A 20,498-nucleotide genomic window follows, 5' to 3' on the forward strand; every position below is an offset into this window, starting at 1 on the left:
AGGGGGCTCCGACCCTGTCCCCGGCTCGTTCGGGAGGGCGCGAGCGGGCCGGAGTCGCGGGCGGGGCGAGGATGGGGCATGGACACCGACCGCCTGCTCCTCCTCGCCCCCCGCCCCAACGACACCGCGCCCCGACTCGGCGCGGCCGCCGCCCGCCGGGGGATCCGCGCCCTGACCGCCGAGGACTGGAAGGTGCCGGCCGGGACGCCGGACGGCGTACGGGCGCACCTGTACGGCGGGCCGCTCCTCGCCGATTCCGTGGCCGGGGAGCTCGGCGTCCTCGCGCTGGAGCCCCCGGCCGACTGGTTGGCCCGGCTGCCGCGGGCGCTGTCGGGGCGGCAGGTCGAGTCCCTCACGCTCGCGCAGGCCCGCCGGTTGCGCAGGCCGGCCTTCGTCAAGCCGCCGACCGACAAGCTCTTCCCGGCCCGGATCTACCCCGACGGCTCGCGGCTGCCCGGCCCCGACGCCTTCGACGACGACCTTCCCGTGCTGGTCAGCGACATCGCGGGCTTCGCCCGGGAGTACCGGCTGTTCGTCCTGGACGGCAGGGTGCACACCGGCAGCCGCTACGCCGTCGGCCCCGCCCTCGATCGGCTTCCGCTCGACGAGGATCCGTACGCCGCCGAGGCGCGGGCCTTCGCGGCCGAGCTGCTCGCGGATCCGGCCTGCCGGCTGCCCTCGGCCGCGGTCGTCGACGTGGGCCTGCTCCAGGGCGGCGGCTGGGCGGCCGTGGAGGCGAACCCGGCCTGGGCCAGTGGTGGTTACGCGTGCGACCCGGAGCGGGTGCTGGACGTGGTGTGCCGCGCGGCGGGACCCGCCGTCGAGGCGGCGCAGGCCGACGTGCCCTTCGCCCGGCCGGTACCCGGCGGGAGCCCCGCGAACCCGTGAAGGGCGTGCGCGGTGCCTGCCGGCCTCCCGGGCCTTCCGAATTCTTGTAACGGGTTCTAGTCTGACCGCCGCCACCACAGAGACCGGCTGGACCGCGAGACTCCCGGAGGGGCCGTGCACCTCGAATACACGCCTGAGCAGCAGCAGTTGCGCACCGAACTGCGCGCCTACTTCGCCGAGCTCGTGCCGCAGGACGTCTACGCCCGCTACGAGGACCCGGCCGCGCAGAAGCGCTTCTACCGCGAGACCATCCGCCGGCTCGGAACGGACGGCTGGCTCGGCGTCGGCTGGCCCGAGGAGTACGGCGGGCGCGGCATGTCGCCCATGGACCAGTTCATCTTCTTCGACGAGGCGGCCCAGGCGGTCGTCCCGCTGCCGCTGATGGCCCTGAACACCGTCGGTCCCACCATCATGCAGTTCGGCACCGAGGAGCAGAAGGCGTACTTCCTGCCCCGGATCCTGGCCGGGGAGATCGACTTCGCCATCGGGTACAGCGAGCCCGACGCCGGCACCGACCTGGCCGCGCTCAAGTGCAAGGCCGTACGCGAGGGCGACGAGGAGAGCGGCACGTACGTCGTCAACGGGCAGAAGATCTGGACCACCAACGGCGACACCGCGGACTGGGTCTGGCTCGCCGTCCGTACCGACCCGGACGCTCCCGCGCACAAGGGCATCACCATGCTCCTCGTGCCGACCGCCGACCCCGGCTACTCCTGCACCCTCATCAACACCCTCGCCTCGCACGACACCACCGCGAGCTACTACGAGGACATCCGGGTCCCCGCGAGCCGTCGCGTGGGCCGGGAGAACAAGGGTTGGCGCCTGATCACCAACCAGCTCAACCACGAACGGGTCACCCTCGCGGCCCACGGCACCATGGCCATCCGAGCCCTGCACGACGTGCAGCGCTGGGCGGCCGGGACGAAGCTCGCCGACGGCCGCCGGGTCATCGACCTGCCCTGGGTGCGGGGCCGGTTGGCCCGCACCCACGCCCGCCTGGACGCCATGAAGTTGCTCAACTGGCAGATGGTGAACGCCGTCCAGTCCGGCACGCTCACCCCGCAGGACGCCTCCGCCGTCAAGGTATACGGCTCCGAGGCGCGCAGGGACGCGTACGCCTGGCTGATGGAGGTGGTCGGCGCGGCCGGCTCCCTCAAGGACGGCTCCGCCGGAGCGGTCCTGCACGGCGAACTCGAACGCGGCTACCGCAGCGCCGTGATCTTCACCTTCGGCGGCGGCAACAACGAGATCCAGCGCGAGATCATCTCCTGGATCGGTCTGGGCATGCCCCGGGTCCGCCGCTGACCCGACCGGCGACCGCGGAAATCCGTTTCGAGGCCTGTCGGGGCGCCCTACTGTGGCGCGGTGATGACTGAGGTGATCGTTCTCAACGGTGGTTCCAGCTCGGGGAAGTCCGGGATCGTCCGGTGTCTGCAGGAGGTCCTGCCCGGTCCGTGGCTCGCGCTCGGGACCGACGCGCTGGTCGACGCGATGCCCGCGTCCATGCGGGCTTCGGACGCCGGGATCGAGTTCGCCCCGGACGGCGAGGTGATCGTCGGGCCCGGGTTCCGGACGCTGGAGGCGGCATGGATCGCGGGCGTCGCCGCGATGGCCCGGGCGGGTGCCCGGGTCGTCGTCGACGAGGTCTTCCTCGGCGGAGCGGAGTCGCAGCGGCGGTGGCGACGGGCCCTGGACGGCGTACGGGTGCTGTGGGTCGGAGTCCGGTGTGACGCGGCGGTCGCCGCGGGCCGCGAGGTCGCGCGCGGTGACCGGGTCGTCGGGATGGCCGCGTCCCAGGCGGACCTGGTCCACCGGGGCGTGGCCTACGACCTGGAGGTGGACACCACGCACGCCGAGGCGATGGAGTGCGCGCGGGTGATCGCCGCGCGCGTCGGGTGATCGATGACGGCCCGGCGGATCCGGTGACGGCCCGGCCGACCCGATGCCGGCCCGGCCGAATCGATGACCTCCCGGCCGCCGGTGACGGCCTCCCGGGCGCGCGTTCGCGCATCGGGGGCGTTCGGTGGTCGGGTACGGGTGCCCCCGGCGGCGTGAATGATGCGGTCCGCTTCGCCGGGCCGTGGTGTTACGTGCGTATATGTCCGTGATCGGGCCCGCTGCGCAAAGGTGAAAAGCACGGTTATGAAGGCGCGCAGCGGCCGTCCGGGCCGAAAACGCGCGCTCCCGTGGGTCAGGATTCAGGTGTGGGGGAGCTGATGCCCTCACCATCCGACGCCACCCCGACGACCCCCTGACCAGGGGTTTCGCTGTCGACCCCCCGTACCCGCCGCGGCTTTGCCATGCCCCGGTGCGGGTGGGGGACGGGGCCCACCGACCCTTCCAGGAGACATGACCGTGTCCACCACCACCGCGGCCGCCTTCATCGCCGACACCCACACCGGCCTGCCGATCCCGGCCGACCCGGTCTTCGCGTCCGTCGCGGACGAACGCCGCCACCGCAAGCAGCGACTCGCCGCCGCCATGCGGTTGTTCGGCAAGGCGGGCTACGCGGAAGGCATATCCGGCCACATCTCCGTACGCGACCCCGAGGAACTCGACACCTTCTGGGTCAACCCGTTCGGCGTCTCCTTCAACCGGGTCCGGGTGGCCGACCTGATCCGCGTCGACTCCGAGGGCCGCGTCGTCGACGGCACCGGCAAGGTCAACCCGAGCGCCTTCACCATCCACTCCAAGATCCACGAGCGCCCCGAGGCCAACGCCATCGCGCACGGCCACACCGTCCACGCCCGCGCCCTCGGCGCCCTGGAACGGCTCCTGGAGCCCTACGACCAGGAATCCGCCGCCTTCTACCAGGACCAGGTGCTCTACGGGGACTACGAAGGCCCGGCCATCAGGATCGAGCACGGCTCGGACATCGCGGACCGCCTCGGCGCGAAGCGCGCCATGCTGCTGCGCCACCACGGCCTGATCACCGTCGGCGGCTCCCTGGAGGAGGCCGTCCACTGGTTCTTCACCTACGAGAGCTGCGCCCAGGTCCAGTTGCTCGCCCTCGCCGCGGGCCGCCCCGTACCCATGTCCCACCAGCAGGCCCTGCTCGCCCGCGACGGCTTCGGCGACGAGCAGCTCGGCCGCTACAGCTTCCAGATCATGTGGGACGAGATCACGGCCGAACAGCCCGACCTGCTCGACGAATAGCACCGGGCAGCGACGCGCAGACCCGCCGGCCGCACCAGATCCCAGGAAGCAAACATGAGCTCAACCGCCTCACCGCGCGCCGAAGCGCGCACCATCCTCATCATCGTCGCGATCGTGCAGTTCGTCATCGGCGGCTGGTTCTCGTGGTCGGCGTCCCACGCCGCACCGCGCGACCTGCCCGTCCTCGTGGTCACGGCCCCCGGCTCCGACCGGCTCACCGAGCGGCTGCTCGCGAGCGCACCGGGCGCCTACGAGGTCGAGGAAGTCGCCACCGTCGAGGACGCGGACGCCGCCCTGCGCGAACGCGAGGCCTACGGCGCCCTGCTGCCCACCGCGAACGGCGGCCTGGAACTCCACCTCGCCTCCGCCGCCTCGCCCACCGTCGCGCAGAACCTGACCGGCCGGGCGCAGGAGCTCGCCGCGGGGCCGGTCCGCATCACCGACGTGGTGCCCGCCGACCCGGACGACCCGCACGGCGCGGGCCTGTCCATGGGCTTCCTGCCGCTGCTCATCACCGCCGTCATCGCCGGTCTGCTCTTCGTCCTCAAGGTGCGTTCCGCCGCTGCCAAGTTCATGGGCGTCATCGGGTTCGCCGTCGTCTCCGGCCTGCTCAGCTCCCTCATGCTGACGCACCTGAGCGGGGTCCTGCCCGGCGGCTACCTCGTCAACGCCGGCGTCATCGCCCTGCTGGAACTCGCCATGGTCGGTGTCATCACCGGTCTCGGTTCGCTGATCGGCCCGCCCGGCATCGCCGTCGGCGCGGTCCTGATGTTCGTCATCGGCAACCCGCTCTCCGGCCTCGCCTCGGCCCCGGAGATGCTGCCCCAGCCGCTGGGCACCCTCGGCCAGTTCCTTCCCGCGGGCGCCGCCGCCGGGCTCCTGCGCACCGCCGGACCCTTCGACGGGGCGGGCGCCGGTCGACCCGTACTCGTCCTCCTCGTCTGGGCGCTGATCGGCCTGGCCCTCCTCTGGGCGAGCTCCCGGCGCAAGCCCGCCGCGCCGCCGCAGGGCGCCGCCCGCGACTCCGCCGGCGAACCGCGGCCGACGGCCGCCCCGGCGCACTGAACTCCCGGCGCCCCAGGGGCGCCCGCCTCCCCACCACCTCATGAAGGTCGACATCACCATGAACGCAACTGACCGCCCGCCGACGCGCATCGGCCTGGTCGGCGGAGGGGCCGCCGCCGTGTGCCTGCTCGACCGGCTCTCCCGCAGCCCCGGCCGAGGCCTCGGATCCATCACGGTCTTCGAACCCTCGGAGAACCTGTGGCGCGGCCGCGCCTACCAGCACGACGCCGACTCGGTCCTCGCCAACATCATCCCGGCCGAGATGAGCGCCCGCACCGGGGCGCCCGACGACTTCCGGCAGTGGCTCGACGCGTCCGGACTGCCCTACGGACAGGGCGACTACGCGGCCGACGGCTACTTCCCGCCGCGTCGGGTGTTCGGCGACTACCTGGAGCGGACCGCCGAGAACGCCGTCGGAGAGCTCTCCCTGGGCGGTTGGCCGGTCCAGCTCGTCCGCGAGGCCGTCGTCGCCGCCCGGGAGGCGCCCGGCGAGGTGGTCCTGACCAGCGGTGACGGTCGTACGCACACCTTCGACTACGTGATCTGCGCCGTAGGCGCCGGCCGCCCCGCCGACCACTACGAACTGGCCGGCAACCCGGGCTACTTCGCCGACCCGTACCCGCTGAGCACGACGGTCGCCGGCATTCCGCGCGACGCCGACGTCACCGTCCTGGGCACGGGGCTGGCCGCGGTGGACGCCGTCGTCACACTCGGGGCCCACGGGCACCGCGGCCGCGTCACCATGGCGTCCCGCAACGGCGCCCTGCCGGCCGTCCGCCAGCGGCCCGTCTTCCCGGAGATGGCGCACTTCACCCCCGCCGCCCTGCACGCCGCCGCGGCTCGCGGCGACGACGGCCGGATCGGCCTGGGCGACGTACTGGACCTGCTGGTACGGGAACTGGCGGAGCACGGCTCCGACCCGTCCGTCGTGCTCGCCGAACTGTTCTCCCTCGGCGTGGAGGCACCACTGGACCGGCTGCGCCGCCAGTACGACTGCATCGACGCGGCCGACACCGGCATGCGGGTCATGCAGCACGTCGTCCCGGAGAGCGGCCCCGACGCGTGGACCCTGCTGCGACCGGAGGACCAGGAGTTCATCCGCGAGACCCACTACCGGGCCGTGATGAGCCTGTGCTGCCCGATGCCGCCCGCCAACGCCCGCAAGCTGCTGGAACTGCACGAGGCCGGCCGGCTGCGCATCCTGCGCGGCCTGTGGAACGTCAAGCCGCTCCCCGACTCCGGGTTCCACGTCGGGGCCGACGGCGACGACTACCGCACCGACGTCGTCATCAACGCCGTCAGCGCCCCCTCCCACCGGGTGCCCGCCCAGGCCCGCCCGTTCGTCGACTCGCTCGTCGAGGACGGCATCGGCGAGTACCACCCGTACGGCGGCCTGCACATCGAGCCGTCGACCAGCCGCGCCATGGGCGCGGGCCGGGCCCACCGGCGGATGCACGCCATCGGCGACCTGGGCGCCGGGACGCTGTTCTTCACCTCCGGCATGCCCTCGGTGCTCGAACGTGCCGACGACATCGTCCGCGCGGTCGTCGAGGACATCACCGCGACGAGGGCCGGGGAGGAGTCCGCGTGAACACGATCACCCGCAGGGACGTGGTCAGGGCCGCCATGACCACCGCCGTCGTCCTCGGCACCGGCGCGGCCGTCGCGCCCATCGTCCTGGCCGACCCGGCCCCCGCCAGCGGATCCCGCGCCGACGCCGATCCGGTCCCGCCCACGGGAACGTTCGACGAGGTCTACCGCGGCCGCCGCATCCAGGGCGGGCCGACGCCCGTACGGTTCGCCTCCTCCCGCAGGGGCGCCCCGACCGGCGGACCCGGCATCGAGGTCAGCATCGACGGCCGCTCCCTGCACGTCATGCGGCGGGCCGACGGCACCTACCTCAGCCTGGTCAACCACTACCAGTCCTTCGCGACCCCGCTGGAGGTGGCCCGGGCGGCGGTCGACGAGATCGGCACCGCGCAGCTGTCGACGGCGCGACTCCACCAGCACACGGCATGAAGTCGAGGAACGAGCACACGTGTACACGCGCAAGAACCAGAAGGACCTCACGGCCGACGAGCGCGCGGCGTTCGTCAACGCGGTCCTGGAGATCAAACGCCGTGGCGTCTACGACGAGTTCGTGCGGCTCCACGGCCAGTACTTCGTGTCCGACGGCGAGGGCGGACAGCGGGTGGGACACATGTCCCCGTCGTTCTTCCCGTGGCACCGCCAGTACCTGTTGGAGTTCGAACGGGCCCTCCAGCAGGTCGACCCGAAGGTGACGCTGCCCTACTGGGACTGGACGGTCGACCGGTCGACGACCTCGGGACTGTGGGCCGACGACTTCCTCGGCGGCAACGGCCGCCCCGGCGACCGTCGGGTCATGACCGGGCCCTTCGCCCACGACGCGGGCCGCTGGCCGGTGACCGTGGGGGTCACCGAGGAGAAGTACCTGATGCGCGACTTCGGCCGGCCGGCCGACCCGGTCGAGCTCCCGACCCCCGCCGAACTCGCCCGTGCCGTGGACGACCCGGTGTACGACGCCTCCCCCTGGGACTCCACCTCCACCACCGCGGGCTTCCGCAACAAGGTCGAGGGCTGGACGGTCGGCGAGGCGGAGGGCTGGCACAACCACAACCGGGTCCACCTGTGGGTCGGCGGCCAGATGACGGGCGGGACCTCGCCCAACGACCCGGTCTTCTGGCTCCACCACACCTTCATCGACCTGATCTGGGCCCGCTGGCAGCGCCGACACCCGGGCTCCGGCTACGAGCCGAGCCGGCCCGTGCCCGCCGGCGACCCCCAACACGGCCGGGTCATCAGCCTCGACGAGCCGATGTCGCCCTGGCAGGTGCGGCCCTCGGCGCTCCTCGACCACACCCGCTTCCACCAGTACGCCGAATGACGCCCCGCCGGGTCCGAACCCCGGCCGGGCGCACCACCACCGACCACGACAGCCCCATCACCGACCGCACACACGGAGGAACCGTCATGCGCATCCGTCACACCGTCCCGGCCCTCGCCGCCGCCGCCCTGATCGCCCTGGCCGGGGCACCGGCCGCGCAGGCCGCCACCGCGCCCGCGCCCGCCACCGCCGAAGCGGGGGCCCGCGCCGAGGTCCCGGCGTTCGCGGGCCACACGTACGTCCTGACGCTCGACAACGGCGCCGTCCTGCGCAACACGTACTCCGCCGACGGCTCCACGCTGGACTGGACCGCGTCGGCCGGCCCGATGGCCGGGCACAGCGGGCAGGAGCGGCTCTCCGTCCGGGCCGTCGGCGCGGGCCTGTACTTCGTCAACTGGGTCGAGGCCTCCGGCATGACCGTCAGCCACGTCATGGACCTCGGTCGCGGCACGGTCAGCGTCTACTGGACGTACGCGACCCCCGACGGCGGACGCGCCGGCGAACTGCACACGGCGACGCTCGAGCGCGCCTCTTCTTGACCGGCAAGGCGAGGCGGGACCGGCCCCGCGCGGGGCCGGTCCCGCCCGCACCCGTTCCCAGGGGGGAATCCGTACACATGCCCGCTCCACTCACCACGGCGCCCGAACCACGCGCCACGCCCGTACCAACCGCCACGCCCGCGCCCCCGCCCACCGAGACTCCCGCTCCCGGGGCGCAGCCGGCGGGTTCGTTGCGGCCGCGCCACCTGACCATGCTGGCCCTGGGCGGCGTCATCGGCGCCGGGCTGTTCGTCGGCTCCGGCACCGGCCTGCGCGTCGCGGGACCGGCCATCATCCTGTCGTACGCGCTCGCCGCCGCGCTGGCCCTGCTGGTGATGCGCATGCTCGGCGAAATGGCCGCCGCGATGCCGGCCGGCGGCTCCTTCTCCGTCCACGCCGACCGGGCCCTGGGCCGCTGGGCGGGCTTCACCTCGGGCTGGCTGTACTGGGCGGTGACGGCCATCGCGATCGCCATCGAGCTGATCGCCGCGGCGACGATCCTGCACCAGTGGATGCCCGGCGTCCCGCGGTGGCTGATCGCGCTGGTCGCCCTGGCCGTGTTCACCCAGTCCAACATGTTCTCGGTCTCCTCCTTCGGGGAGGCCGAGTTCTGGTTCGCGGGCATCAAGGTCGCCGCCATCATCGCGTTCCTCGCGCTGGGCGTGGCCGCGTTCTGCGGGGCGGTACCCGGCGTCGACTCCCCGGGCATGGCCAACCTGACCGGTCGCGGCGGGTTCCTCCCGCAGGGCTGGAACAGCGTCGTCGCGGGACTGCTGACCGTCGTGTTCGCGTTCGGCGGGATGGAGGTCATCACCATGGCCGCCGCCGAATCCCGGGATCCTGCCCGGTCCGTCACCAAGGCGGTGAGCAGTGCGATCTGGCGGATCAGCCTGTTCTACCTCGGGTCGATCGCCGTCATCATCACGTTGTTGCCGTGGGATTCCGCGACGCCGGGCCGCAGCCCCTACGTCGCGGTGCTGGACGGCCTGGGCATCCCCGGCGCGGGGCGGCTCATCGAGGTGGTCGTGCTGATCGCGCTGCTGTCGGCGATGAACGCCAACCTCTACGGTGCCTCGCGGATGGCGCACTCGCTCGCCGCGCGCGGCGACGCGCCCCGGGCGCTGGCGCGGACCTCGCGCCGCGGCGCCCCGCGGGCGGCCGTGGCGGCCTCGGCGGCCTTCGCGTTCGTCTCGATCGGGCTCGACCACCGCTGGCCTGACCAGATCCTGCCCTTCCTGGCGAAGGCCATGGGCGGCTCCATGCTCTACATGTGGCTGACGGTCGCCGCCGCGCACCTGGTGCTGCGCCGGCGCCTGGAGCGGGAGGCGCCGCACCTGCTGGTGGTGCGGATGCGCGGGTTCCCGTACCTGTCGTGGTTGGCGGCGGGCGGGATCGTGGGCGTACTGCTGCTGATGGCCCGTGACCCCGGGACGCGCGGCCAGTTGGGTTGGTCGTCGCTGCTGGTCCTGGTGCTGCTCGCGGCCGCCGGGGTGCGGGCGGTCGGGGACCGTCGCGGGGGCGGTCGGTGAGGCCCGGCCGGGGCGGGGTGCGCCCGCCCCGGCCGGGCGTTCGGGGGCCGGTCAGGCCGACAGGCGTCCGCAGTCGGGCTCGGAGTGTTCGTCCCCGAGCATCCCGGTGGTCGCGATGAGGTAGCCGAGTTGTGCGCGGCTACGGCTCTGCAGGCCGGCGGCGATGCGGCTGACGTGGGCGGCGACCGTGCGCCGGCTGGTGCCCAGTCGGCGCGCTATCGCCTCGTCCGTGTGTCCGGCGACGAGCAGGCGCATGACGGCCCGCTGGATCTCGTCGGCGATGTCGGGTTCCACGGTGCGCGAGGTGCCGGGGTCGATCGAGGAGCCGCGTTCCCAGGCCTCCTCGAAGACCTGGACGAGGAAGGAGACGATGGAGGGCTGTCTGATCTCCAGCGCCGAGGTGCGGGCTTCGCTGTGGCCCGGTACGTACGCCACGGTCCGGTCGATGATGATCAGCCGGTCGAAGACGTGGTCGAGGGTGCGGACCTCGCAGCCCGCCCCGATGAGGCGCTCGATGTGGCGCAGGGTCGCGGCGTGGGTCCGTACCGCGTGTTGGTAGAGGGTGCGGTGCCGGGCTGGTCCGCGGACGTGGTCGAGCCCGTCCAGGTCGTAGGACAGCCGGGAGCCGCCCGGCTGCACGGTCATCAGTTCCTCGCGGCACTCGCGGACCGCGTGGGCCAGCGTGGAATGGATGACCCGTTCACCGTCGATGGCGGTGGCCCAGCCGGTGTGTTCGCGTTTCGCCGCCGTGTAGATGGCGCTGACCGGTACGAAACTTCCCGCGATGGCCTGGGCGTCCAGGCGCTGTTTCTCCAGGGACTGTTCGATGGGCCGGACCAGTTCGGCCTTGGCCACGTCCGGTGAGACGGGCACCAGCACGGTCGGGTCGTCCGGCGGAGCGACCAGCAGCCCCATCCGCAGGAGACAGGCCGGTGCCCCTTCCCTTTCCGTACACCCCTTCACCACGGCCTTGCGGTAAACCGTCAGTCCTACGGCGCATACGCCGCTTCCTCGGTCTGCAGAGTCGTCACGATTACAACATTCCCCCGGGTACTGCCTTGCATGATCCTGCATGGCTCAATTATGCACTTCGAAATCTAGCCAATGCAGCGGGATTGACTGGCATCCTGATGTCTTAATGTCATCTTGACCATGGAACCGGAGGTAACAGGAATATGGCGAGCAGATTCGGCGTACTGGCCGACATCCTGGAGGAATGGCGTGCCGCATTCGACGCGCGCAAGGTCGACGAGATCGTCGCCCTCTTCGCCGAGGACGTCCTCTTCCAGGGCCTTTCCCCCCAACTCCTCGAAGGGCGCGCACGGGTCAGGACCTATTACGAGAACGTCCCGCCCGGCACGACGGCCGCCGTCGAGGTCCTGCACTCCCGCCCCGTCGCCGCCGACGCCCTCGCCGGATTCGCCGACGTCACCTTCACCGACGCCGCCGGGACCCCGCTGCCCGTCCGCCTCTCCGTCGTCGCCCAGCACCTCGGCGGCGCCTGGCGGATCCGCCAGTACCACGTCTCACGCCTGAGCCCGGCCCCCGCCGGGTAGGCTCCCAGCCCCGGAACGAGCAGGGCGGCCGCAGCGGGAGGCGGACCATGGACACAGCTCCGTACGGCGACGCCGACCCCGGCCTCTACGGGCCGGACTCCGTCACCTGGCAGTGCCACGGCGACCCGGTCATGTGGATCGCCGGTGTCCGCGCCCTCTACCTCCAGGCCCTGCACCCCCGCGCGGTGCGCGGCGTGTTGGCCAACAGCGCCGCCTTCGACAGCCCGGACGGCCGCGCGGACGCCTGGGGGAGGCTGCTGCGCACCGCCGACTTCGTCGGCACCCTCACCTACGGCACCACCGGGGCCGCCGAAGCGGCCGGAGCGCGGGTCCGCGCCATCCACCGCAGGCTCTCCGCCACCGACCCCGTCACCGGGGAACGCTTCCCCGTCGACGACCCCGCCCTGCTGCTCTGGGTGCACTGCGCCCAGATCGACAGCTTCCTGCACGTCCTGCTCCGCTCCGGCGCGCCCCTCACCCCCGCCCAGGCCGACCGGTACGTGGACGAGAACCGGGTGAACGCCCGCCTCGTCGGCCTCGACCCGGCCGAGGTGCCCGCCGACGCGGCCGGCCTCGCCGCGTACTTCGAGGCGGTCCGCCCCGAACTCGCCGCCGGCGCCGACGCCCGCGCCGTGGACGACTTCCTGCGGGCGCCACCCGTCCACCCCCTGCTGGCGCCTGGCCGAAACCTGCTGTGGGGTCCCCTCGCGGCCCTCGCCTACGGCTCCCTCCCGCCCTGGGCGCACGCCCTCTACGGCAGACCCGCCCCGCCCCCGCACGTCACCACCCGACGCCTGCGTCGCACAGGTCGCATGCTGCGCAGCATTCCCGCTGGTCTGCGCTGGCAGCTGCCGCCAGGTCACATCTTGAAAGCGATGCGTCGGCTGGGCCCCGGGAGTCGCCCCTCCGCGTACACACTGCGTACATCAGCGGCCATACTGGACCGGCCGGGGAGGGCGTGGCACGACGACGGGGGCGGCTTCAAGACATGGCGGAGTCCAGACTGATCCAGGGCCGGTACCGGTCGCTCGATCTGATCGGGCGCGGTGGCATGGGCGAGGTGTGGCGCGCCCGTGACGAATCGCTGGGCCGGCAGGTCGCCGTCAAGTGCCTCAAGCCGGTCGGGCACGACCAGGACGCCCACTTCACCCAGGTCCTGCGCGAGCGCTTCCGCCGCGAGGCCCGCGTCGCGGCCTCCCTCCAGCACCGCGGCGTCACCGTCGTCCACGACTTCGGCGACGACAGCGCCGCCGGCGGCCCCCTCTACCTGGTCATGGAACTGCTGGAGGGCCGCAACCTCAGCCAGCTGATGGAGGACAACGAGGCGCGCCCGCTCCCCGTCGACGTGGTCCTCGACATCGCCGAGCAGATGGCCGCCGCCCTCGGCTACACCCACGACCAGGGCGTCGTCCACCGCGACCTCAAGCCCGCCAACATCATGCGGCTCACCGACGGCACGGTGAAGATCTGCGACTTCGGCATCGCCCGGCTCGCCCACGACATCGGCTTCACCGCGAAGCTCACCGGCGGCGGCATGGCCATGGGCACCCCGCACTACATGTCGCCCGAGCAGATCGCCGGCGGCGAGGTCGACCACCGCAGCGACCTGTACTCCCTCGGCTGCGTCCTCTACGAGATCGCCACCGGTGCCCCGCCCTTCGACCTCGGCGACTCCTGGTCCGTCCTCGTCGGCCACCGCGACAACACGCCGGTACCCCTGCGCGAACACCGTCCCGAACTGCCCGCCCACTTCGAGCAACTCGTCCTGGAACTCCTCGCCAAGCGCCCCGAGGAGCGCCCCGGCGACGCCCGCCACCTGCACCGGCGCCTCGTCGAGGCGCGGTACGGCGCGGTCGGCCCGGCGCCCCGGGCCCCGCTGCCCGCGTGGGCCTCGGGCATGACGGCCGGCCGCAAGGCCGGCATCGAGGCCAGGCCGGCCAGCGGCGCCTGGGCCGTGCTCACCGGCTCCTGGACCGCCGCCCGCCCCGCCGGACGGACCGCGCACGCCTCCGGGGAGCAGCGCATCATGCGGCCCGCCCCCGCCGAGGACCCCCGGCTGACCAGCGTGTACGGGCTGCCGCGCAGCCCCCTGCCCGAGCCCGGCGACCCGGGGCACCCCGACGCGCTCGCCGCCGGGCACACCCGCGCGTTCGCCCTCAGCCGGGCCGGGCGCAACGAGGAGGCCCTCGCCGTCTACGCGGCCGTGGCCCGGGGCCGGGCCGCGGTGCTGGGCCCGGACCACCCTGACACCCTCGCCGCCCGCCAGGAGGAGGCGTACGAGCTGTCGCGGCTGCAACGCCACCGCGAGGCGTACGAGATCTACGGGGCCGTGCTCGCCGCCCGCACCCGCACCATGGGCCCCCGCCACCCCGACACCCTGCGCTGCCGGCACAACCTCGCCTGCGCCCTGGGAGCCCTCGGACGCCACGCCGACGCGCACGCCGCCGCCGTCGAAGTGGCCGCCGACCGGGCCGCCGTGCTCGGGGCCGAGCACGCGGACACCCTGCTGACCCGCTACGAGGCCGCCTACGCCCTCGGCCGTCTCGGCCGCTGGGAGGAGGCGCTGGCCGGGTTCCGGCAGGTCGCCGCCGCCCGCGAACGCGCCCTCGGCCGCGACCACCCGGACGCCCTGGCCGCGCGCTACGAGACCGGCATCGCGCTGGGCCGCACCGGACGGTCCGCCGAGGCCCTCGACGTCTTCCGCGCCCTGGTCGCGGACCGCACCCGGGCCTACGGCGCCGCCGACCCGGAGACCCTGCGCGCCCGCCACGTCCTCGGCGTCAACCTGGGCCGCCTGGAGCGCTGGGAGGAGGCCGTCGCCGAGGCCCGCGAGGTGGGCGCCGCCCGGGCCTCCGCCCTGGGCGCGGAGCACACCGACACCCTGGTCAGCCGTCGGGAACTCGCTGTCGGTCTGGGTCGGCTGGGCCGCTGGGACGAGGCGCTGCCCATCTACCGGGAGCTCTCGGGCATCCGCGAACGGTCCCTCGGCGACGAGCATCCCGACACCGCGCTGGCCCACGCCGACGAGGCACACTGTCTGGAGCGACTGGGCCAGGTGTGTTACCAAGAGCCATGACAGCCACCACGGGCTCCACCGGTTTCGCGCACGACGTGTACGACGCGGTCATCGTCGGAGGGGGCCACAACGGCCTGGTCGCCGCCGCCTACCTGGCCCGGGCCGGCCGTTCGGTACTGGTCCTGGAAAGACTCGGACACGCCGGCGGGGCCGCCGTCTCCACCCGCCCCTTCGTCGGTCTCGACGCCCGACTGTCGCGCTACTCCTACCTCGTCTCCCTGCTCCCCGCGAAGATCGTCAAGGACCTCGGCCTGCGGTTCGCGGTGCGGCGGCGCACCGTGTCCTCGTACACGCCCGTCGAACGCGGGGGCCGCCCCGACGGCCTGCTCGTCGGCGGCGACGAGTCGCGCACCCGGGAGTCCTTCGCCCGGCTCACCGGCTCCGAGCGGGAGTACGAGCGCTGGCGCGCCTTCTACGGAACCACCACCGAGGTCGCCCGCAAGGTCTTCCCGACCCTCACCGAACCCCTGCCCACCCGAGACGCGCTACGGGCCCGGATCGGGGACGACGACGCGTGGCGGATGCTCTTCGAGGAACCGCTGGGCCGGGCCGTGGAGCGGCACTTCGAGGACGACCTGGTCCGCGGGGTGGTCCTGACCGACGGCCTCATCGGCACCTTCGCCGACGCCCACGACCCGTCCCTCGTCCAGAACCGCTGCTTCCTCTACCACGTCATCGGCGGCGGCACCGGCGACTGGGACGTGCCCGTCGGCGGCATGGGCGCGCTCACCGACGCCCTGGCCGACGCCGCGCGGACCGCCGGCGCGGAGATCGTCACCGGGCACGAGGTACTGCGCATCCACCCCGACGGCTCCGCCCCCGCCGAGGTCACCTTCCGCACGGAGGCGGGCGAGGGCAGCGTCGCCGCCCGTACCGTCCTGGTGAACGCCTCGCCCCGGGCGCTGGCCGAACTGCTCGGCGAGGACCCCGGCACCGGACCGGCCCCGGAGGGCGCCCAGCTCAAGGTCAACATGCTGTTGAGCCGCCTGCCCCGGCTCAAGGACACCGCGGTCGACCCCCGCGAGGCGTTCGGCGGCACCTTCCACATCGCCGAGGGGTACGAGCAGCTGCGCCGCGCCCACGCGGAGGCGGCGGCGGGCGAACTGCCCTCCGTACCGCCCTCGGAGATCTACTGCCACTCGCTGACCGATCCGTCGATCCTCGGACCGGAACTGGTCGAGCAGGGCTACCAGACGCTCACCCTCTTCGGACTGCACACCCCGGCCCGGCTGTTCGAGAAGGACAACCGTCAGACGCGCGAGGTCCTGCTGACCGCGACCCTGGCCCAGCTGGACGCCCACCTGGCCGAGCCGATCACCGACTGCCTGGCCTTCGACGCCGACGGACGGCCCTGCATCGAGGCCAAGACCCCGATCGACCTGGAACGCGAACTGCGCCTGCCCGGCGGGCACATCTTCCACCGGGACCTGTCCTGGCCGTACGCGGACGCCGGTGCGCCGGGCCGTTGGGGCGTGGAGACCGCCCACCCCAACGTCCTGCTGTGCGGCGCGGGCGCCGCGCGCGGCGGCGGCGTCAGCGGCATCCCGGGCCACAACGCGGCGATGGCGGCCCTGGGCCGCTGACCCGGCGCGGTCGACCGGGCGGGCGGACGGACGGCGGTGGGGAGGGCGGACGGTCGCGCCGACGGTCGCCCCGGCGTCAGGCGGACGGTTCGATCACGACGATCGGGATCTCGCGGTCCGTCTTGGCCTGGTACTCGTCGTACGCGGGCCAGTGCCCCACCATGACCGGCCAGAACGCGGCGCGCTCCTCCGGGGTCGCGGTGCGGGTCGAGGCCTGGAAGACCTTCGGGCCGACCTGGACCCGGACCTCGGGGTGCTCGGTGAGGTTCCGGTACCAGAGCGGGTGCGTCGCGTCGCCCCCCTTGGAGGCGACCACCAGGTAACGGCCCCCGTCCTCACCGTAGATGAGGGGCGTGCGGACGGGCTTGCCGGAGACCCGGCCGAGGGTGGTGAGCAGGAGGGTCTGGGTGCCGTTCCACTCCCGACCCTCCTGCCCGTTCGAGCCCACGTACAGCTTCACGTGGTCCAGCTGCCAGGTGCCTTCCCGGGGGTCGGTCGGGTGGTCCCAGTCGATGTCCGTCGTCATGGGGCTTCGCCTGCCTTCGTGTGATCGGTCGATGAGCTCGACAACTGATCGGTCGACGAGCTCGACAACGACGGTCAACGCCCCCGGGCACGCCGGTTATGCCGGGTGCTCCGCAAGGACGCCCGGAAGGGTGAATCCGTCGAAGAGGTCGTCCAGGGCCCGCCGCGCTGCCCGGGCGGGGGTCGCCCGGAGGGCGAGGTCGCGGGCGGCCACCGCCAGTGGGTGCGTCAGGGCTGCGATCCGCCCGGCGCGCCGGGCGCGGACCCGGATGGCGTCGGTGCGGGCCAGGCGGGCCCGGGTGTACGCGGCGAGCGCCCGCGGCGCCGGCAGCGCGTCCAGCAGGTGGGCCAGGACGACGGCGTCCTCGACGGCCTGGCAGCCGCCCTGGCCCAGGTTGGGGGTCATGGCGTGCGCGGCGTCACCGATCCAGGCGATGCGGCCGTGGTGCAGGCGGGGGAGCGGGGCGGCCAGGTCGTACAGGTCGTGCTGGAGCACGGCCGCGGGATCCAGGCGCTCCAGCAGGGCGGGGATCGGGTGGTGCCACGTCCCGTGGTGGCGGAGCAGCTCGGCGCGGACGTCCTCGGGCCGGTAGCCGGCGGGGACGACGGCCGTGGCGTAGAGGTAGGTCCGGCCGTCGGCGAGCGGAACCGTTCCGAAGCGCCGGCCGCGCCCCCAGGTCTCGGCCGCCTCGGTGACGGCGCCGCCGGCCGGCAGCACGGTGCGCCATGCGGTCTCCCCGCTGTAGTGCAGGCCGGGGTGGTCGGGGAAGTACCGGTGGCGCAGCGGGCTGTGGATGCCGTCGGCGGCGATCACCACGTCGGCGGGGAACTCCCCGCAGGGGGTGCGCACCACGGGCCGGTCCCCGTCGGCGCCGGTGACCTCGGTGACGGCGGCCCCGTACCGCAGGGCGTCCCCGGGGAGGGCCGCGGTCAGGGCGGCGGCGAGGTCCGAACGGTGCACGGCGAGCGGCGGACGGCCGTAGCGGACGGTCATGGCCGCGGTGTCGGCGCGGCTGAGCCAGGCGCCCGTCGGCCGGCGCAGCCCCATCCCGGCCGCCGAGGCCCCGCCCCCGGCCCGGGTGGCGTCGAAGCCGGCGGCGTCGAAGGCGCGCAGGGCGTTGGGGGCGAGGACGATGCCCGCCCCGACGGCGGACGGCCCGTCGGCCCGTTCGCAGACGGTGACGTGCCAGCCCTGGCGGTGCAGGGCCAGGGCGGCGGTGAGGCCGCCGATCCCGGCCCCGGCGATGACGGCCTGGCGTCGGCGTTCCGGCATGGCACGGCCTCCTGCTGTTCGAAGCTCCCCGACCCTCTACATCCGTAGAGGACATGCCGTCACTCTACAGCTGTAGAGTGACGGCATGTCCACCCCCGCCGCCCGGCCGCCCGCCCCCGACCGCAGGACCCTCATCGCGGACACCGCGATCGACCTGGTGGCGGCCGGTGGGCTGCGGGGCCTCACGCACCGCGCCGTCGACGGCGCCGCACGCCTGCCGGCCGGTAGCACCTCGTACTACTTCCGTACGCGGACGGCCCTCATCGGCGCCTGCTACGGGCGGCTCGCCGAACTGGACCTCGAAGACCTCGACGGGGACACCCCGCCCGGACCCCTCGACCGGGAGAACGCCGCGCGGGCGCTCGGCGCGCTGCTCCACCGCTGGCTCACCGAAGGCCGCGCACGCCAACTGGCCCGCTTCGAACTGAGCCTGGAGGCCGCCCGGAACCCGGAGCTGGAACCCGAACTCCACCGGGCCGGCCTGTTCGCCCGGGCCCGCGCGGCCGCCGTCCTCACGGCCCTGGGCGCCGCCCGGCCGCAGGAGGCCGCCGAACTCCTCGTGGCCTGGACGGACGGCCTGCTCTACGACCGCCTCGCAGGCTCCCTGGCCCGCTCCCGCCCCGCCCCGGACCCGGCCGAACTCGCCGCCACCGTACGGCGGATGCTCGACACCGTCCTCGCGCCGTGACCCGGTGGGCCCACGGCGGACAGCCTAGGATTCCGTCATGATCGCTGAACTGCAGTGCGTGGTCCTCGACTGCCCCGATCCGCTGCGACTCGCCGAGTTCTACGCGGAGTTGCTGGGCGGCACCGTCAACCGGCCGGACCGGCGGTGGACGGTGGACGAGCGGTGGGCCACCCTCCACACCCCGACCGGAGCCGTCCTCGCCTTCCAGCAGGCCCTCGACTACCGGGCCCCGGCCTGGCCCGACCCCTCCCGCCCCCAACAACTCCACTGGGACTTCGCCGTCCCCGACCTCGCCCGCGCCGAGGAACAGGTGCTCGCCGTCGGCGCGACCCTCCTCGACGCGAGCCACGACGCGGAGGGCTGGCGCGTCTACGCCGACCCGGCCGGACACCCCTTCTGCCTGATCAGCGACTGACGGGACCGCTTCCCGGCGGACGGCTGCCCTGATCCGCCCGTCGCGGCCCTGACCGACCTGACCGATCCCGCCGACCTGACCGACGCGATCCGAAGGGGACGGCCCAGGCGTATTGATCACGAGGGTTGTTGACATCGACGGGTCTTGAACATGGCGAAGACCTCCGGCGTGGTGGGAGCTGTCTAGGAACCCATTGCGCAACGGAGGTCTTCGTGTCCCACCATAATGCCCGTCTGACCGTCCTCGGAAGGCAACCACTGGTCGAACGTGTCCGCTCAGGGCGCCCGGTCGCCCACGTCGCGGCCGAGATGGGCATACCGCGGGCCACCGGCCACTAGCGGATGCGGCGGTGGCGCAGCGAGGGCGAGGCCGGCCTCCACGACCGCTTCAGCCGGCCCCGCACGACTCCGCACCGGACCCCAGCCGCCGTCGAGGCCAAGGTCTGTGACCTGCGTCGGGTTCGCAAGGTCTGCCCGGCCCGCATCGGCCCGATCCTGGGACTGCCCTCCTCGACCGTCCACCGGATCCTGACCCGCCACGGCCTGCACCGCCTCGCGTTCATGGACCGTCCGACCGGCACCGTGATCCGCCGCTACGAACACGACCACCCGGGCGAACTCATCCACGTGGACGTGAAGAAACTCGGCCGGATCCCCGACGGCGGCGGCCACCGCGTCCGAAAGCGGCCGGCGAGGATGAGCTTGGGGCCAGGCGTCCTACCAGTGGCGCCAGACTTCTGAGGGTGCAATGTCCCAGGACGTGCCGGCGATCTCTCCGGGATTGCAGAAGAGCGCCCAGGACACCACAGCGTCTCCGGCACGCTGCGCGCCCAGCTCAATCTCGAAGCCATCGACGAACAGGTCGCCTCCTGGGCTGGACCGAAGCCCCACATCGTGCTGGTCCGCGTAGGACTCCATGTCCTCGAAAAGCTCCGACGGGCGGCGGCCGATCAGACGGATCCCCTCGTGGGTGACCTGTGGACCAAGCCGACCGTCGACCAGGACGCACGTCAATCCCGTGCCTTCGACGAAGTAGCACTTCACCGCCGGCCGACTCCAGGCCGACTGTGGCTTGGAGAACTCGACTCGCCACTGCGTACGGCCTGTCGAGTGCCAACCGCCCATGTTGTGCTGTTCTGCGGTGAAGCCCTGCTTCGCCATGGTGGCGACGGCGCCCTCACGACTCATTCCAAAGTGCAGTGGTCCAATGGTCTTGAGTGGCACGTACCGCCACTGGTCCCGCTCGGAGTCCCCAAGAACCGCCCAATAATCCGTGCTCACGACCCAATGATCGTCCACGC

The 20,498-nt window shown here is 73.2% G+C and carries 20 protein-coding genes and 1 pseudogene; 17 read left to right on the forward strand and 4 right to left on the reverse strand.

All coding sequences use genetic code 11. The annotated features are described in order from the left end of the window. The first annotated feature begins 78 nt into the window (after positions 1-78). The 10 genes from ACFVS6_RS07875 to ACFVS6_RS07920 all read left to right on the forward strand — a co-directional run bounded on the left by ACFVS6_RS07875 (position 79) and on the right by ACFVS6_RS07920 (position 10,082). Positions 79-888 (forward strand): ATP-grasp domain-containing protein, encoded by an 810-nt coding sequence (locus tag ACFVS6_RS07875; protein ID WP_389701659.1) that lies wholly within the window; start codon positions 79-81, stop codon positions 886-888. Positions 889-1,002: 114 nt separating this feature from the next. After that, positions 1,003-2,193: an acyl-CoA dehydrogenase family protein gene (locus ACFVS6_RS07880; RefSeq protein WP_389701661.1), complete on the forward strand. Its 1,191-nt coding sequence runs from the start codon at positions 1,003-1,005 to the stop codon at positions 2,191-2,193. 63 nt (positions 2,194-2,256) lie between these two features. After that, entirely contained in the window at positions 2,257-2,787 is a 531-nt protein-coding gene (cpt, locus tag ACFVS6_RS07885) for a chloramphenicol phosphotransferase CPT (RefSeq protein ID WP_389701663.1), read from the forward strand. Positions 2,788-3,243: 456 nt separating this feature from the next. Beyond that, positions 3,244-4,044: a class II aldolase/adducin family protein gene (locus ACFVS6_RS07890; RefSeq protein ID WP_389701665.1), complete on the forward strand. Its 801-nt coding sequence runs from the start codon at positions 3,244-3,246 to the stop codon at positions 4,042-4,044. 54 nt (positions 4,045-4,098) lie between these two features. Then, positions 4,099-5,109 carry an ABC transporter permease gene (locus tag ACFVS6_RS07895; protein WP_389701667.1) on the forward strand — a complete coding sequence of 337 codons (1,011 nt, stop codon included), beginning with the start codon at positions 4,099-4,101 and terminating at the stop codon, positions 5,107-5,109. A gap of 58 nt (positions 5,110-5,167) precedes the next feature. Beyond that, complete coding sequence (locus ACFVS6_RS07900) at positions 5,168-6,700, forward strand: FAD/NAD(P)-binding protein (RefSeq protein WP_389701669.1); 1,533 nt, start codon at positions 5,168-5,170, stop codon at positions 6,698-6,700. Beyond that, a complete protein-coding gene (locus ACFVS6_RS07905; RefSeq protein WP_389701670.1) occupies positions 6,697-7,128 on the forward strand; it encodes a tyrosinase family oxidase copper chaperone in 432 nt (143 codons plus the stop codon). The genes ACFVS6_RS07900 and ACFVS6_RS07905 overlap by 4 nt, the downstream gene beginning before the upstream one ends. A 19-nt stretch (positions 7,129-7,147) precedes the next feature. Then, a complete protein-coding gene (locus ACFVS6_RS07910) occupies positions 7,148-8,014 on the forward strand; it encodes a tyrosinase family protein (RefSeq protein ID WP_389701671.1) in 867 nt (288 codons plus the stop codon). Between the two features lie 86 nt (positions 8,015-8,100). Next, positions 8,101-8,553 carry a MoaF N-terminal domain-containing protein gene (locus tag ACFVS6_RS07915; protein ID WP_389701672.1) on the forward strand — a complete coding sequence of 151 codons (453 nt, stop codon included), beginning with the start codon at positions 8,101-8,103 and terminating at the stop codon, positions 8,551-8,553. A 77-nt stretch (positions 8,554-8,630) separates the two neighbouring features. Further along, positions 8,631-10,082 carry an amino acid permease gene (locus ACFVS6_RS07920; protein ID WP_389701674.1) on the forward strand — a complete coding sequence of 484 codons (1,452 nt, stop codon included), beginning with the start codon at positions 8,631-8,633 and terminating at the stop codon, positions 10,080-10,082. A gap of 51 nt (positions 10,083-10,133) precedes the next feature. On the opposite strand, the gene ACFVS6_RS07925 is transcribed toward ACFVS6_RS07920, so the two are convergent. Next, complete coding sequence (locus tag ACFVS6_RS07925) at positions 10,134-10,997, reverse strand: LuxR C-terminal-related transcriptional regulator (RefSeq protein ID WP_389701676.1); 864 nt, start codon at positions 10,995-10,997, stop codon at positions 10,134-10,136. Positions 10,998-11,257: 260 nt separating this feature from the next. Between ACFVS6_RS07925 and ACFVS6_RS07930 the strand changes: the two genes are divergently transcribed. From ACFVS6_RS07930 to ACFVS6_RS07945, 4 genes are read left to right on the forward strand one after another with little or no spacing between them, the layout of a single operon-like run. After that, the gene (locus ACFVS6_RS07930) at positions 11,258-11,638 is read left to right on the forward strand and encodes a nuclear transport factor 2 family protein (RefSeq protein ID WP_389701678.1); all 381 of its coding nucleotides are present in this window, start codon (positions 11,258-11,260) and stop codon (positions 11,636-11,638) included. 47 nt (positions 11,639-11,685) lie between these two features. Next, the gene (locus ACFVS6_RS07935; RefSeq protein WP_389701680.1) at positions 11,686-12,645 is read left to right on the forward strand and encodes an oxygenase MpaB family protein; all 960 of its coding nucleotides are present in this window, start codon (positions 11,686-11,688) and stop codon (positions 12,643-12,645) included. After that, positions 12,627-14,714: a tetratricopeptide repeat protein gene (locus tag ACFVS6_RS07940; protein WP_389701682.1), complete on the forward strand. Its 2,088-nt coding sequence runs from the start codon at positions 12,627-12,629 to the stop codon at positions 14,712-14,714. The genes ACFVS6_RS07935 and ACFVS6_RS07940 overlap by 19 nt, the downstream gene beginning before the upstream one ends. Beyond that, entirely contained in the window at positions 14,711-16,297 is a 1,587-nt protein-coding gene (locus ACFVS6_RS07945; RefSeq protein ID WP_389701684.1) for a phytoene desaturase family protein, read from the forward strand. Before ACFVS6_RS07940 ends, ACFVS6_RS07945 begins: the two co-directional genes overlap by 4 nt. A gap of 76 nt (positions 16,298-16,373) precedes the next feature. On the opposite strand, the gene ACFVS6_RS07950 is transcribed toward ACFVS6_RS07945, so the two are convergent. Then, positions 16,374-16,823 carry a nitroreductase family deazaflavin-dependent oxidoreductase gene (locus tag ACFVS6_RS07950; RefSeq protein WP_389701686.1) on the reverse strand — a complete coding sequence of 150 codons (450 nt, stop codon included), beginning with the start codon at positions 16,821-16,823 and terminating at the stop codon, positions 16,374-16,376. Between the two features lie 96 nt (positions 16,824-16,919). Continuing rightward, the gene (locus tag ACFVS6_RS07955; protein ID WP_389701687.1) at positions 16,920-18,095 is read right to left on the reverse strand and encodes an FAD-dependent monooxygenase; all 1,176 of its coding nucleotides are present in this window, start codon (positions 18,093-18,095) and stop codon (positions 16,920-16,922) included. Between the two features lie 85 nt (positions 18,096-18,180). Between ACFVS6_RS07955 and ACFVS6_RS07960 the strand changes: the two genes are divergently transcribed. The 3 genes and pseudogenes from ACFVS6_RS07960 to ACFVS6_RS07970 all read left to right on the forward strand — a co-directional run. Continuing rightward, positions 18,181-18,783 (forward strand): TetR/AcrR family transcriptional regulator, encoded by a 603-nt coding sequence (locus tag ACFVS6_RS07960; protein ID WP_389701690.1) that lies wholly within the window; start codon positions 18,181-18,183, stop codon positions 18,781-18,783. Between the two features lie 37 nt (positions 18,784-18,820). Next, a complete protein-coding gene (locus ACFVS6_RS07965; RefSeq protein WP_389701692.1) occupies positions 18,821-19,198 on the forward strand; it encodes a VOC family protein in 378 nt (125 codons plus the stop codon). Between the two features lie 212 nt (positions 19,199-19,410). Then, positions 19,411-19,884 (forward strand): annotated as a pseudogene (locus ACFVS6_RS07970) (leucine zipper domain-containing protein); the annotation flags it as partial. A gap of 30 nt (positions 19,885-19,914) precedes the next feature. Here the strand turns inward: ACFVS6_RS07970 and ACFVS6_RS07975 are convergent. Then, positions 19,915-20,478: a hypothetical protein gene (locus ACFVS6_RS07975; RefSeq protein WP_389701693.1), complete on the reverse strand. Its 564-nt coding sequence runs from the start codon at positions 20,476-20,478 to the stop codon at positions 19,915-19,917. Positions 20,479-20,498 lie beyond the last annotated feature (20 nt).

The sequence above is a fragment of the Streptomyces sp. NPDC057939 genome (assembly GCF_042887545.1).
Lineage (GTDB): Bacteria > Actinomycetota > Actinomycetes > Streptomycetales > Streptomycetaceae > Streptomyces.